At 61.3% G+C, this 13,734-nt stretch carries 9 protein-coding genes; 4 read left to right on the forward strand and 5 right to left on the reverse strand.

Annotation, left to right across the window (positions count from 1 at the left end; translation table 11 throughout):
• Positions 1-8: 8 nt before the first annotated feature.
• Positions 9-857 (forward strand): hypothetical protein, encoded by an 849-nt coding sequence (locus SCM96_14090; GenBank protein ID MDW7761751.1) that lies wholly within the window; start codon positions 9-11, stop codon positions 855-857.
• A gap of 26 nt (positions 858-883) precedes the next feature.
• Here the strand turns inward: SCM96_14090 and SCM96_14095 are convergent, their stop codons facing one another.
• Positions 884-2,755, reverse strand: a complete 1,872-nt coding sequence (locus SCM96_14095; protein MDW7761752.1) for an ABC transporter ATP-binding protein — start codon at positions 2,753-2,755, stop codon at positions 884-886.
• A gap of 78 nt (positions 2,756-2,833) precedes the next feature.
• On the opposite strand from SCM96_14095, the gene SCM96_14100 reads away from it, so the two are divergent.
• The 3 genes from SCM96_14100 to SCM96_14110 are packed head-to-tail and all read left to right on the forward strand — an operon-like array spanning position 2,834 to position 6,197.
• The gene (locus SCM96_14100; protein MDW7761753.1) at positions 2,834-4,060 is read left to right on the forward strand and encodes a hypothetical protein; all 1,227 of its coding nucleotides are present in this window, start codon (positions 2,834-2,836) and stop codon (positions 4,058-4,060) included.
• Positions 4,061-4,077: 17 nt separating this feature from the next.
• On the forward strand, positions 4,078-5,208 hold the full coding sequence (locus SCM96_14105) for an aminotransferase class I/II-fold pyridoxal phosphate-dependent enzyme (protein MDW7761754.1): 1,131 nt from the start codon (positions 4,078-4,080) through the stop codon (positions 5,206-5,208).
• Positions 5,205-6,197, forward strand: coding sequence for an ornithine cyclodeaminase family protein (locus SCM96_14110; GenBank protein ID MDW7761755.1), 993 nt, complete (start codon positions 5,205-5,207; stop codon positions 6,195-6,197). Before SCM96_14105 ends, SCM96_14110 begins: the two co-directional genes overlap by 4 nt.
• A 6-nt stretch (positions 6,198-6,203) precedes the next feature.
• Here the strand turns inward: SCM96_14110 and SCM96_14115 are convergent, their stop codons facing one another.
• From SCM96_14115 to SCM96_14130, 4 genes are all read right to left on the reverse strand, one after another.
• The gene (locus SCM96_14115) at positions 6,204-8,759 is read right to left on the reverse strand and encodes an ATP-binding protein (GenBank protein MDW7761756.1); all 2,556 of its coding nucleotides are present in this window, start codon (positions 8,757-8,759) and stop codon (positions 6,204-6,206) included.
• Positions 8,760-9,234: 475 nt separating this feature from the next.
• The gene (locus SCM96_14120) at positions 9,235-10,470 is read right to left on the reverse strand and encodes a BamA/TamA family outer membrane protein (protein ID MDW7761757.1); all 1,236 of its coding nucleotides are present in this window, start codon (positions 10,468-10,470) and stop codon (positions 9,235-9,237) included.
• A 6-nt stretch (positions 10,471-10,476) separates the two neighbouring features.
• On the reverse strand, positions 10,477-12,564 hold the full coding sequence (locus tag SCM96_14125) for a M20/M25/M40 family metallo-hydrolase (protein MDW7761758.1): 2,088 nt from the start codon (positions 12,562-12,564) through the stop codon (positions 10,477-10,479).
• Between the two features lie 141 nt (positions 12,565-12,705).
• Positions 12,706-13,611: an HD domain-containing protein gene (locus SCM96_14130; GenBank protein MDW7761759.1), complete on the reverse strand. Its 906-nt coding sequence runs from the start codon at positions 13,609-13,611 to the stop codon at positions 12,706-12,708.
• Between the last annotated feature and the right edge of the window lie 123 nt (positions 13,612-13,734).

Here is a 13,734-nt window from a genome sequence, read left to right on the forward strand (position 1 = left end):
AGGGTCCTATGAGCAGAAAAAAAGAAGGCGCCGTCGCCGCGGAAATGAACCTTTTCGGTGTGAGGATCCTGGAAAAGGCGTATGTGCGGCTGCAGGGAATCCTCAGTGAAAAAGTCTTTGATTTCGCCACGCTCTGGGCGGGGCGCATCGGCCATTGGTCACTGGTTGCGGCGGCCGGGTTGGGATTCCTCTTTTCCCTGATTTATACCATCCGCATCAACAAGTTCGATTCCTTTCTTATCGGCATCGTGTGGGTTCTTCTTGTATTCGTCGTCCAGTTCACGGCCCAGCGCTTTCTCGGGGCCGGTCGAACCCTGATCCAGAACAATCCCAGTCGCCTGGCATCGAAGGCTTTTCTGGAATGCGTGGCATTTCTCGTGGCCATTCTGGGTGTTGTCGCACTGGTCGTTTCGATCGTTATCGCCGTGCGGACCGGAAGCCTGATGCCCTTTTTAAGCGGACTGGGCGCCTTTATTCTGCTGGAATTTCTCGCCATGGCCACCTTCCATCCCCGGACCATCACCATGGAAATCGTTAAGGAATCGTCGGCCGGCCAGGAAGCCCTGGGAATCATCACCTATTTTCTGAAGGCGCTGATTTGTCTGGTTCCCGTTGTGTTCGGAGTGGGGATCCTGATCTTCACGGCGTTTATGCTGATCGACGGAATCGGATTGTTCGGCAATGACCTAAAGGCCATGATGTCCTGGGCGAAAATCCAGCAGCATGCTCCCCTGGTGCTCGTCTTCGCCCTTCTGCCTTTTGCCGGTTACATTTTCTTTGCCTTGAGTCACCTGATCGTGGATCTTTTCCGTGCCGTCCTGGCCATCCCGGAGAAGCTTGACAAGATGGCGAAATAAGGATCTCGGATTCCGGGGCCGGCGGGTCAAGTCTCGATAGAGGGAACCGGTTCGAATGACTTGGTCTGGCTCGCCCAGGCTTCGGCGTATCGCCCGCCGGATGCAAGAAGCGCTTCGGGAGTTCCTGACTCCACGATCCGGCCGCCGGTCATGACGTAAACCCGGTCGGCCCGCTGGGCCGTCGTCAGGCGGTGAGTGATGATAAGCGCCGTCCGTCCGCCGAGCGCCCGTCGCAGCCGGGTGTACCAGTCGGACTCGGCCCAGGCGTCGAGGGCGCTTGTCGGTTCGTCGAGCAGGAAGATTTCGGCCGGCCGGGCCAGGGCCCGGGCCAGAGCCAGTTTCTGCCATTCCCCGATGCTCAAGTCGACCCCGCCCTCGAACATCCGGCCGAGCTGGGTCTCGTAATCACGGGGCAGTCGCTCCACGAACTCGGACGCCCCCGAGGCCCGGGCGGCCTCGCGCACATCTTCCGATCCGGCCTCCAGCCTGCCGAGCCGGATGTTGGTCCCGACCGTTTCCTGATAATGCATCGGGTTTTGCAGCAGAACGGCCGTCCGTTTCCGGATTTCATCCGGGGGGATATCGCGAATGTCCCGTCCGTTCCAGAAAATCCGCCCCTCGCTCGGTTCATGAAGCCGGGTCAGGAGCTTGATGAGCGTGCTCTTGCCCGCGCCGTTCTCGCCGACGACGGCGGTGATTTTTCCGGCCGCGATGTCGAGGGACAGGTCGTTGACGGCCGGCGTCTTCGAGCCGGGATAGGTGAAGGCGATCCCTTCCAGCCGCAGTTCGACCGGCCGCAAATTACGAGAGGTTGCCCCATTCCTTTCATTCTCAGGATCCCGCTTCAGATCTTTTCCGTTTCCGTCGGCGGGGACAAGTTCGAGAAATTCGAAGAAATCTCCCAAGTAGAGCAGGTTCGTGTACATCTGCCCCGAGTTCTGCAGAAGGGATCGGATGAGGGATTGACCCTGGTTGAAAGCCTGGGCGAAGAGAGCGATGTCGCCGAGACTGAGCGCTCCCCGCATGGCTCCGCGGCCCATCCAGGCCAGAGCCGCTCCACCCGCAGCCATTCCCATTGCCCCGGCGGTGAACTGGCCGGCCGCCTGACGCCTGGCGAGCGACAAACGCTCCTTCCTGAGCTTGATGCGATGCTGTTCATAGAGCCGTTTCCAATACTCTCCCAGCCCGAACTGGCGGAGCTCGGCGGCATTGTCCCGGGCGGTGATCAGCCAGTCGTAATACCAGACCCGCCTCTGCTCCGGTGTCGACTCCCGCGACCACCGGTACAGGCGTCGGCTGTTCCGGATAACGATGAACAGTGTCGGCGCCGTGCCGATGAGGAGCGCCAGAGGCACCCAGGGACCGTAGCGAAGAAGAACGGCCGTCATGGCCACAAGCGTCAGGCTGCTTTGGAGCATGCTGCCCATGGCCGTCACCTGGGCCAACGGCAGATCGGCGCCTCCGGCCCGGGCCCGGTGAAGCCGGTCATAGAAATCCGGATCTTCGTAGTGCCGGTAATCGAGGGCGATGGATTGGGCGTGAAGCCGCCGGGTCAGGACATCGCGGACGATTTCACCCTGAATAGTGGTCACCCAACCGGTCACACCCTGAAGCCCCATGCTCAGAAGCTGCAAGCCGCCCATGGCCGCCGCGACAAGGACCGGGCCGCGGATGTTGTCCCAGCCGAGGCCGCCGCCGATCGCTTCCGCCAGACCGTCGACCAGAAGCCGGGTCAGTGTGACGATGCCGACGGGAATGACGCTCTGCACGGCCAGGAGAATCAGCCAGAGCAGGTTCCAGCCCGGAGCCGCGTTCCAGACGAGGGCGAAGGTGCGGGGCATGAGAGGCAGGCGTTTGGCGGCCTGCCGGACGCGGGTTACCACGCCGGGCATGTTCATGCGCCCGATTATATCACTTTCAGGGCTTGCACGCTCCCTTGTAGAATGAGATACTTATCGCATTCTCAGGATCGAAGAATGAGGGAATTGCCGGACGAGAAGAGCGACGGAATGCGGCTGATCTCCGTCGAAAAAGGAAGACCTTTGCACGACTGGCATCGCCTGCCGCGACGGATCTACAAAGGCGACGCCAACTGGATCCCCCATCTCAAGCAGGATGTCGAGAAGGTTTTCAACCCCGGGAAAAACAAGCTTCTGGAGGCCGGCGCGGCCCGGCGCTGGGTTCTTTACGATACCGGCGGCAGCGCCGCGGGGCGGATCGCCGCCTTCATCAATCCGGCAACCGCCCGGGCCGGGAAGTTTCCCGCCGGCGGCATGGGCTTTTTCGAATGCATCGACGACGCCGCGGCCTCGCGACTTCTGCTCGACACCGCCCGCGACTGGCTTGAGGATCAGGGCATGGAGGCCATGGAAGGACCGGTCAACCTGGGCTCGCGCAATATGTTCTGGGGGCTTCTCATCGAAAACTTCACCGACCCGCCCGTCTATGGGGCGAATTACAATCCGCCCTATTACCGCCGGCTTCTCGAGGATTACGGCTTCCGCATCTACTACAAACAGCTTTTCTTCAAGCGATCGCTGAGCGTGCCGGCCCAGCCCGTCTTCTACGCCAAGCTCGACCGGCTGGCCGCCGAACCCGGCTTCGAGGTCCGCGACGGGCGGGGATTGTCCATTGAAAGGATCGCCGAGGATTTCCGTGCGGTCTACAATGACGCCTGGACGGATCATGAGGAGTACCGCCCGATGAGCGCCGAAGCCGCCCTCAAGATCACCCGGGCCATGGCTCCGGTCATGGACCGCAGGATCATGCTTTTCGCCTATCACAAGGATCGGCCCGTCGGGTTTTTCATCAACCTTCCCGAGCTCAATGGGATTTTCAAACATCTTGACGGCAATCTCAATCTTCTCGGCAAGCTCAAGTTCCTGTGGCACAAACGGCGCCGGGCCGTAAGGACCATGACCGGAATCACCTTCGGCGTGGTCCGCGAGTTCCAGGGAAAGGGCGTCGAGGCGGCCATGGTCGTCCACACGGAAAAGCGCATCGCCGCCCCCGGTCTTTACCGCGATCTCGTTCTGACCTGGATCGGCGACTTCAACCCCCGTATGCTCCACGTCTGCGAAAACCTGGGGGCCATGAATTATCGGACGTCGGCGACATACCGGTATCTCTTCGACCGGAATCGTCCCTTCGAACGCCACCCGATCATGGGCGGGCGGGCCAAGACGCCGCCGATGTCACCTTAATGAAGGAGGTACGAACCATGTCCAAATTTCAACCTTTCGTGATGGAACGGATGATGTCGAAGTTCGAGAAGGCGGTTGACTACAACCTGTCGGAGAGCGGGGTTCACCCGTTGACCCTGAAAGAGCTGATTCAGGACGACCCGGACGAGCTGAACGGCTTGCTTTCGCTCGAAATGGACTACGCCCATGCCAACGGCATTCCGGAGCTCCGCCGGAATATCGCCGCCCTCTATCCCGGGGCGGGCCCGGAAAACGTTCTTGTGACCGTCGGGGCCATCGAGGCCAACTACGACATCCTCTGGGGCCTGCTTTCGGCCGGGGACGAGATCGCGGTCATGCTGCCCAACTACATGCAGATCTGGGGGCTGGCCAAGAATCTGAATCTCCATCTGAAGACCTTCTCCCTGGACGAGAAAACCGGCTGGGCCCTCGATCTCGACGGATTGAAGACCGCGGTGACCGCCAAGACCAAATTGATTGCGGTCTGCAACCCGAACAATCCGACGGGCAATATCCTGACGAGCGAAGAGATGGAGGCTGTCGTCGAAGCGGCCCGCCGGGCGGAGGCCTGGATCCTGGCCGATGAAGTGTATGCCGGAGCCGAGCGCCTGACGGATGATCAAACGCCTTCTTTTTACGGAAAATACGACAAGGTCCTGGCTGTCGGCAGCTTGAGCAAGTCCTACGGCCTTCCCGGCCTTCGGATCGGCTGGGCCGTCGGCCCGGTCGAGGTCATCGACGAACTCTGGGCGAGGCACGAATACCTGACCCTGAGCGCCACGATGCTTTCCAACCACCTGGCCGCCTATGCCCTGTCCCCTCGCGTCCGGCCCCGCCTCATCCAGCGTGCCCGCAACTTCATCCGCCGGGGCTACCCCGTTCTGCAGGAATGGATGAACACGCACGGCGAAATCCTGAGCGCCGCGCCGCCCCGGGCCGCGGCGATCGCCTTCGTGAAGTACCGCCTGGACATTTCCTCCACGGAGTTCACCGAGCGGCTGCGGGAGGAGAAAAGAGTGCTCATCGTGCCGGGCGAACACTTCGGCCTGGATCGCTTTGTCCGCATCAGCTACGGTCTGCCTCATGATTACCTGACGCCCGCTCTCGGCCGGATCAGCGACCTGATCCTGGAAATCAAAAAAGGATGAAGATCGCGACAAAAGCCGAGATCCGGAGCGTTCTTTCGTCCCTGGATCTTCTCCCGGCCATCGAGGAGGGCTTCGTGGCCTATTCCCAGGGCCGGGCGGTTGTTCCCCCGGTCGGCGAGCTGATTTTGGATAAAGGGGAAGTCCACATCAAGTCGGGGTACATTTCCGGAGAGGATCTCTATGTGATCAAGATTGCCTCGGGCTTCTACGGCAATCCCGCCCTGGGCCTGCCGTCGGGCAACGGCTGCATGCTTCTCTTCAAACAGGACACCGGCGAATCCGCCGCCATCCTTCTGGACGAGGGGTATCTGACCGATGTCCGAACCGCCGTCGCGGGGTCCGTCGCGGCCAAGTATTTCGCGCCGCGAAGGGTCGAGCGCATTGGTATCGTCGGCGCGGGAGTGCAGGCCCGGCTCCAGCTTGAAGAACTGAAGCGCATCTCGGACTGCCGGGACGTCCTGGTCTGGGGCCCTCTTCCGGATGAGCTCGAGGCCTACCGGCGGGAGATGGAAACCCGGGGTTTTTCCGTGGAAACCACGGCGGACGCATCGGCCATCCTGAAGTCCTGCAACCTAGTTGTCACGGCCACACCGTCAAAAACACCCCTTCTCTCGGCCGCCGACCTGAGACCGGGAACCCATATCACCGCCGTCGGCTCGGACACGCCGGACAAGCAGGAACTCGATTCGGAAATTCTGGCCCGCGCCGATGTCGTCGTGGCGGACAGCCTGTCCCAATGCCGGCTGCGGGGGGAGATCCACAAGGCCCTCGAATCGGGTCATATCACGGAAGATCGCTGTCTGGAATTGGGAGCGGTTATTTCGGGGCGGGAAAAAGGCCGGACATCGGAAAGCCAGATCACGATCGTCGACTTGACCGGAGTGGCCGTCCAGGACATCAAGATCGCCTCCGCGGTCTTTCGCGCGCTCTGGCCGGCGACGCCCGGCGGCGCAGATCGGGCCGGCCGCAACCGTCTGACGATCGGATAGCGGGCGCTATTCCCAGGCCGGAAACGCGAACCCGTCGGCGCTTTTACGGTAGGGCATCCAGGCCAGGGCGATCAGCGGCACCGCGATATTTTTTCGGAAGGGACGCACCTCCAGAGTTTCGAGCTCCTTGGTCATGGGATCTGTCCGTGTAGCCAGGGCGTCGGCCTCAGCCTCAATTGAACTTTCGAGGTCATGAAGCCGTCCACGGAGGATCTCCAGGTTCTCCTTGGCTGCGGTGATGCTCTGTTTGTCTCTCGAATAACGTCCGGCGCCCCGGGCGGCCGTCGTCGCCCGGCCGACGGTAGACATGCTGACGGCTTTTCGGCCGAGGATGGAGCTGAGAACTGTCGAGCCCAGCGAGATCATAGTCTGAACTTTCTGTTGTCCCGCCTGTCGGGCCCTTGTGTCGACGGTTTGTTCGGCCCGCCGCACGCGGTCTTGGAGAGTTGCAAGCCGTGTTGCGTATTTCTTCCTCAAGGCGTCCAGCAGGGCGTCACGCTGTTCCCGGGCCGACTGCTGAAGCCGGATCCGAAAATCCCGCTCGGACTCGCCGGGCTCGGAAGCCAATTTGAAGTCAGCACTGTGAAAAATCTTGATCGATTGGTTCCGGTAAAGCCAATCGGCGAGTTCTCTGGCCCAGACATCGTAATTCCTGGGTGAGGCGGCGATTGACGGTACATCCATAAAGGCGGCCTGGTCCGCTGGTGGCTTCTTCAAGTCGGTCAGGGGGAATTCGATTTTAAAGGCCTTGTGCCAATTGACGGGGAGAGGTTCTGCTGTCACTGGGGCTGCTAGGATCTCTTCTCTGACGGTGCGGATTCCCGTCTTGGGGTGGGAAAAGCCGATCTGGGCGTTGGCCAGGACCCGGGGTTCATAGACAAGAGTCTCGCCGTGACCGAGAGGACCCCTTACGGGAATAAAAAACTGTTTTATATCTGGGGGCAACATGAGCCGAATTTTCCTATCCATCGGGGGTGCTGCAGGAGTTCTGGCCGGAGGTGTCCCTGTGGGTGCCGAAGCGGTCATAGCCTGGGCATCATGAATTGATGATAACGGTTTGGCGGAGGCGGTCGAAGCTGTTGCGGCCTGTGCGGAAACAGGAGGCGCCTGTAACGTTTCTTGGGCTTTCGAATCAGCGGTGGCCGTCGCCGCTCTCTTCTCGTCCATCAAGACCTTGATCTGGTTTCGTGTCATCGGTCCGCGGAGATAAGACATGCACCAGCGGGTCTGGAAGATCGACGGCCCGTCGTCATGGACGTTGTGCATGAGGAACACACGGCTTCCCAGGCCGGCCAGCGTCTGCTCCATGCCTTTACGGTCGAACCGTGAGCTCTGGGAGGCCGCGACGCCTTCCAATCCGTCGAGAACCCGCATTTTGTCGCGCTCCGTCTGGAGGCGGCCGATCAACCAGGTGCCTGTGTTCGACAGACCCTTATAGTCCAGATCGACCGGATTCTGAGTGGTCAGTAAGATGCCGACGCCGTGGGCCCGGGCCTGCTTGAGGAGGGTCAACATGGGCGCCTTGGACGGAGGGTTGGCGACGGGCGGGAAAAACCCGAAGATCTCGTCCATATAGACAAGGGCCCGGAGACTGGACGTCCCCGGCTGAGACCGGGTCCAGCTCAGAATCTGATTGAGGAGAAGCGAGACGAAGAACATCCGTTCGGCATCGCCGAGATGGGCGATCGAGAAAACGGCGATTCTTGGTTTGCCGGACGGCGTATAGAGCAGGCTTCCGATGTCCAGGGATTCGCCTTGGAGCCAGGCCGAAAATCCGGGTGCGGCGAGCAGGTTGTTGAGCTGGAGGGCCAGGGAGAACCGGTCCTTCGAGGGGAAGAACGATTCGAGGTTCATGACACCGACCTGCTGGACGGGCGGCGTCTGGATGCCGTGGATAAGGCCTTCAAGGCTGAGGTCGCGTCCGTGCCGCCAGGCCTCGTTGAGGATGGTCGAAATCAGGATGTGTTCGCGACTCCGGATGGGATCGGCGTCGACTTTGATGAGGCCTAGAAGGCTGCTCGCCGTCGAGGTGATGCGGTCTCTCAGGATTTCCTCGTCTTCGATCACGGCGGCCGAGGGTGCGGCGAAGGATTTGAGGATGGACACGGGAAGTCCGGCCGTGCTTCCGGGCGTATAGACGGCGAAGTCGGCCGCCTGTCTCAGTCTGCGGATGCGTTCGCCGTCCTGCTGCCAGGTGGCGAGACCCTTGCGCCACAGATCGGCCTGGTTCCGGGCGAAGTCGTCCGGAGTCATTCCCTTCTTGCGGGCGTCATCCTCGTTGATCCAGGGACGGAAGTCCTCGGGCTGAAGTTCGGGAAAGGTCAGAAGCAGGTTGGGCATGTCCCCCTTGGGATCGATGACGATGGCCGGGATGCCGTCGATGGCCGCTTCTTCGAGAAGGGCGATGCACAACCCGGTCTTGCCTGATCCGGTCATACCGACGCAGACGCCGTGAGTCGTCAGGTTCTTGGAGTCATAGAGGATGAGTCCCTCCTGATTTTCCTTGGCGGCCATGTCGTAGGGCCGTCCGAGATAAAAAACACCCAGCTTTTCGTAGTCCATTTTGCGCCTCCGGCCGAATCATAACGGACGGAGAGCCCGTCGGTCAAGCCGGGAAACTCGTTGCGGCTTCCTCTCTTCGGACTCGGGGGAATCCCTTCTCAAGACGCATCCGGGCCCCGGCATTGCCCGTCCACCCCAGCTCCGGGACCGTACGCGAAAACTCCTGGTTTTCATTCTTGCTTCTTATCGGGAGTTTTCGCCCTTTGGGCATGCCGATCTCACCATTCCGACATCGTCGCAGCCTGCTTGACGTAGACATGCTACGCCTTCGCAATCTGCTCCTTGCCTGAACGGCAATTTCGGCCTGCGTACAGTCCCGGTTCCCGGGTTTCGCTCTCCTCGACTTGCAGTCGAGGATCCGTGCCCGCTCAACCCTCCGACGGCTTGCTCCGGGATCCCCCCTGCGTCCCGCGGAAGCCTTTACCATGTCGGGGTTTTTCCGGCTTGATCCCACGGTCTTAAGAGAAATTTAAGGCTAGAACATGTGGCCGGCGGTGAGGTAGAGACCGGTCCCGTCGCGGCCGAGGCCGACGTCGGCCCGGACGACAAAGTCGTCGGCGATGAAGCGCAGGCCGAAGACTGGATTCACTGTCCAGCCGCGCCCATCGATTTTCCCGGGAGAGGCCCAGACCCTGCCGGCATCAAGCCCCAGGATCGCTCCGATCCGCCGGTAGACCGGGATTCGAAGTTCCGTGTTCAGAAGCAGGAAGGTTTGGTCCAAAAAGCGGAATCGTGCCGAGCCCCTCAGCGTGTCCCGGCCGCCGAGAGTCAGAAGAGTTTGAACGGGAAGGTTTGTTCCGAAAAGGGTTTGGCCCCAGATGCGTACGGCGAGAATCGTCCGCGGTTGCAGCAGGACCTTGAAATAGCGGAACCGGGCGCCGAGCTTCACAAAAGAGATGCTTTCGCCCTCAAGGCCGGGCGCGCGGTCGATTTCCACGTTCGCGAAAATGCCGCCGGAGGGATGGATGACGCTGTTCCGGCTGTCGTAAACGAACCCGACGAAATATGAGGGCCAGGCCGCTTTGGAGGCGTTGGAAGCCGGCGGCCGGACGGCCAGATGCGAATCCGGAGAAAACTCCGAATTCACGACGCTCCGGTAGCGCCATCCGAAACGGACATGCGTTCGAGCCGAGAGGCCGTGGCTGAAAACGGCGGAGATTTCCGAGGGCTCCCGGACGTAGAATTCCCGGTCCTCGAACTTCGATCCGCCGCCCACGCCGAAAAAGGCGGTTTCGGCCGTCTTTTCGAAGTCGTAGAGGAGGTCGAAGGCGAAGGGATAGGTTTTCCCCCGCCTCAATTCGGCATCGGGCCAGGATGCGGCGAACCGGATGCGGCGGTCGCCCTTGTCCGTATGATAGACGAGAAGATCGAAGGATTCCGTGAAACGCAGGGCGCTCCGCAGAAAGATCCGGCCGCCGTATCCCAGACCGGCGTCGGTGTCGTAGAAGAGAATCGGCCCCAGTCTCAGGAGAGCCGGCGCATCGCGATCGACGACGGGTTTTTTCGCTGGCTGTCCGTCCTCGGCGGCCGCCGTTTCACCCTTCGGATCTCCGGTTCGCGGAATGTCCGCGGGTGTCTCTCCGCCCGCCCGATGGCCCGCGCCTCCCATGTCTCCGTCTCCGGGCGGGAGAGACAAAAGGGGAGAGACGGTCAGGGCCAGGCAGACCATGAGTCCGGCGATAATGCGGCCGCTCCCGTTTATCCGTTTCATCGGCCCCTATTTCCCTGCGTCGAGCAGCTTACGAAACGTCTCGTCGTCCGTCTTGAAATCCTGCGCCGCCTGTCCCACGCGGACGATGCGGATGCTGCGGATCGCGTCTCCCGTCTTCAAGGTCTTCAGGAGATCGAGCCCGGCGATCGTCCGTCCGATCGCGGTCGTTTTGTCGTCGAGGTCGGTGCGCGCCCCGAGCGTCAGGTGAAAGGCGTTTGGGCCGGAAACACCCAGAACGCCCGCGGCGTCGTGTTGGGTCGCCGGATTCGCGGTGAGCGCCAGCTCGGTCACGGCCATGGATTTCTGAGCGTCGGAGACAATGAGCCCGGCGACAAGGCCGTCCCGGATCTCGATCGTTCCAATGGGCGGGACTTCGGGCCTCGGCCCTGCGCCCGGAGGTCCTCCGGGGCGCTGTCCGGCGCCGCCGCCCGGCCGGTCCTCGCTCTTGCCTTCAATGATGCGGATGAAGTTCGCCGTCTGGAGAGGTGCGTTTTTAAAATCGAGATCGACGGTGATTTGGATCGGCGCTTCGGCGTCCGCGAAACTGATTTCGGCGTAAAGGCCGTCGGCCAGGTAGACGCCTTCCCTCGGCAGAGGCGGTTCGAGATTCGCCGCGCCGTAGGCGACGACGGCCGTCACGAGCGCGGTGTGCCGCTGATGTTCCGTATAGGGAACGAGCTCGTTGTAAAGGTCGTAAAGCGTATGCCAGGCGCGGGTGTAGGTGTAATCCGTCTGGGTCCGGAAGCGGAGTGTCGGGACGCCCTCCATTTCGAACGACGACGAGTCCGTTCCGGCCGGACGTGTCGCGCGGACCCGCGGCAGACCCCTTTCGAGCCGGAAGGGCCACTTCGGGTTGAGCGTCTCGAGGGGCGCCGTGATTGTCCGGAAATCGTCGAGCCAGGTTTCGGGGACGACTGCGCCGGTGATGGCGCTCGGACTGCCGTCCCGGTTGATCATCATCGGGATCCGCGGTGCGATCCCGGGGCGGTTTTTCAGCCAGGCCTGCGAGCCGACCAGTCCGATCTCCTCGGCCGCGAAAAGAATGACGGTGATGGATCTCTTCGGCCGTCCGCCGGCCTCCCGGATCAGCCGGACGGCCTCCATGGCCGGCGCGAATCCGGAACTGTCATCGACGGCCCCGGTTGCGGTGCTGAAGCAGTCGAAATGGCCGCCGAGGACGACGTGCTCATCGGGATATTCGCTGCCCCGGAGAGTCGCGACGACGTTATGGAATTTGACCGGCCCCATCTTGAACCAGTTCCGGATATCGAACTCGAGCTCGACCCGCTCGCCCTTCTCGACGAGAGCCTTGATTTCGTTGAATTGGTCCTCGGCCAGCTTGATGTCCGGCAGGTCGGGGAGCTTGTCCCAGGATTCGACGAAGCCGTCCATCATCCGGAACGGCATGGTCTTCGACGACTGGATGGTGCCGAGAGCGCCGGCCTCGAGAAGCGTCGCGGTGAGCGGAGGCATCAATTGAGAGTCGGCGTACTCCGGGGTGTTCCGGCGGCCGTCGCGGGCGAATCCCGAGTTTTCTCCGGCTATCAGGACCCAGGCGCCTTTGAATGCGGCCGGGTCGGCGCGGACCTCGGCGATAGCCTCCTCGACGGCGGTGCGCTTCTTTTCGACCTGTTCGGGCATTGCGTTCCGGCCCGGAATGGAGAACGGATCGGCCTTCAGGACGACGACCGGTCCTCTCTGAACGCCTTTTGTCCCGGCCGTGAAGCTGGGGGTTCCGAAAAAGAGCGTTTTTTCCGCCGGGACGACCATTTTCCCGAACCAGGGCCCGCGGTTGAAACCAACGGGCACTTCTCCGGCCTCGTCGAGTTCGACTTCGAGCCCCCACTGGGCGAACTGCCGGGCCGCCCATTCGGCGGCGTCGTTGTAGGCGTTTGTGCCCGACTCCCGGCCGCCGAAACGGTTGGCGGCGATATCGCTCCAGAGCATGACCCGGTTGTCGGTCGTGCCGAGTTCGATGATCTTTTCAATGACGGGATCGCCGCCGGCTTGCGCCGCGGGTTGGCTTTTCGGAGCGCCCGCCGAGGAAAAAAGAAAAATCGCGATGATGGCGAGAAGAAGCGCGCGTTGTTTCATGAGTCCGCCTTTCAATAAATATTCATGACATGCGAAGTATCGATTATAGCAAAAAAAGCGGCCGGCTTCCCTTGCAATTTGGTGGTATGTCCGTCGGCGGCGGAAGCGTGCGAAGGGGCGCTAGCCCCGCTTCGGACGCCGTCAATCTTCCGCGACGGTTCCGTAGAGGTTGTCCGGCGGCGGGATTCCCCGTTTCTCGGCGGAAACCACGCAATCCCGGAAACCGGGGCGGTCCTTGCGGTTATGCGCAACCAGGGCCTGAACGACTTCCAAGCTCAGCTTTCCGCTCCCGGCCATATCCGTGAGCACTTCGAGGGCCGTCCGGTTGTTATAGGGAGTCGGCCGGTACGGCCGGGGAGAAAGCAGCGCGTCATAAACGTCGCAGGCGGCGATGATTTCGACCATCCTGTTTTTCAGGGGGATTCCCAGGGGATAGCCGGATCCGTCCCGCCGTTCATGATGTTCAGCGGCGACCCGGGCCGGGAAACTCCGGGGGTTGCGCAGGTAATAACTGAGAAGCACAAAACCGGCCAGGGCGTGATGCTCGAGGATGTTTTTTTCCGTTCTGGACAGAGGTTGAGTCTTTTTCAGGACGTTGAGAGGAATGCAGATTTTCCCGATATCGTGGAGGGTTCCGGCCATGGCTTCGGCGATCCAGTCTTCGGATTTCGTCATCAGGTCCCGGACCAGGATCGTCGACAAGGCGAAGACCATGAGCAGGTGCCGATAGGTGTAGGAATCACATGCCTTGAGATGAGCGATGACATCCAGAACGGGTGTGATCACGTGCATTTTTCCCATGAGACCCAGGGCGAAGCGCTGTTCCTCCTCCCGGAAAATTCGGGAATAGGGGGGTTCATAGAGAAGAAGGACGATATCCTTATGGATGTCGTCGAACCCCAGGAAAGGCAGCTTTCGATAGGGCGCGTCCGAGTTGGATGCGATCAATTCCAGAAGGGTTTCCGGAGTCAGCCTGGTTCCGGCGGGGAGAAGCACGCGGTTGTCCAGGGTGACGACCGGATAGTCAAGACTTGGGGCGTTCATCATTTTATCCGGAAAACCATAGCCTCCCTGACATTCAGTCTAATAAAAAAGGCAAGGCCTGTAAAGGCCTGTCCTTGACAATGCCTGAAGGAGCGGCTTACACTTGCCGGCGAGAGCCGAATGGGA

The sequence above is a fragment of the Acidobacteriota bacterium genome (genome assembly GCA_033549365.1).
GTDB lineage: Bacteria > Acidobacteriota > Aminicenantia > Aminicenantales > Saccharicenantaceae > JAWSUF01.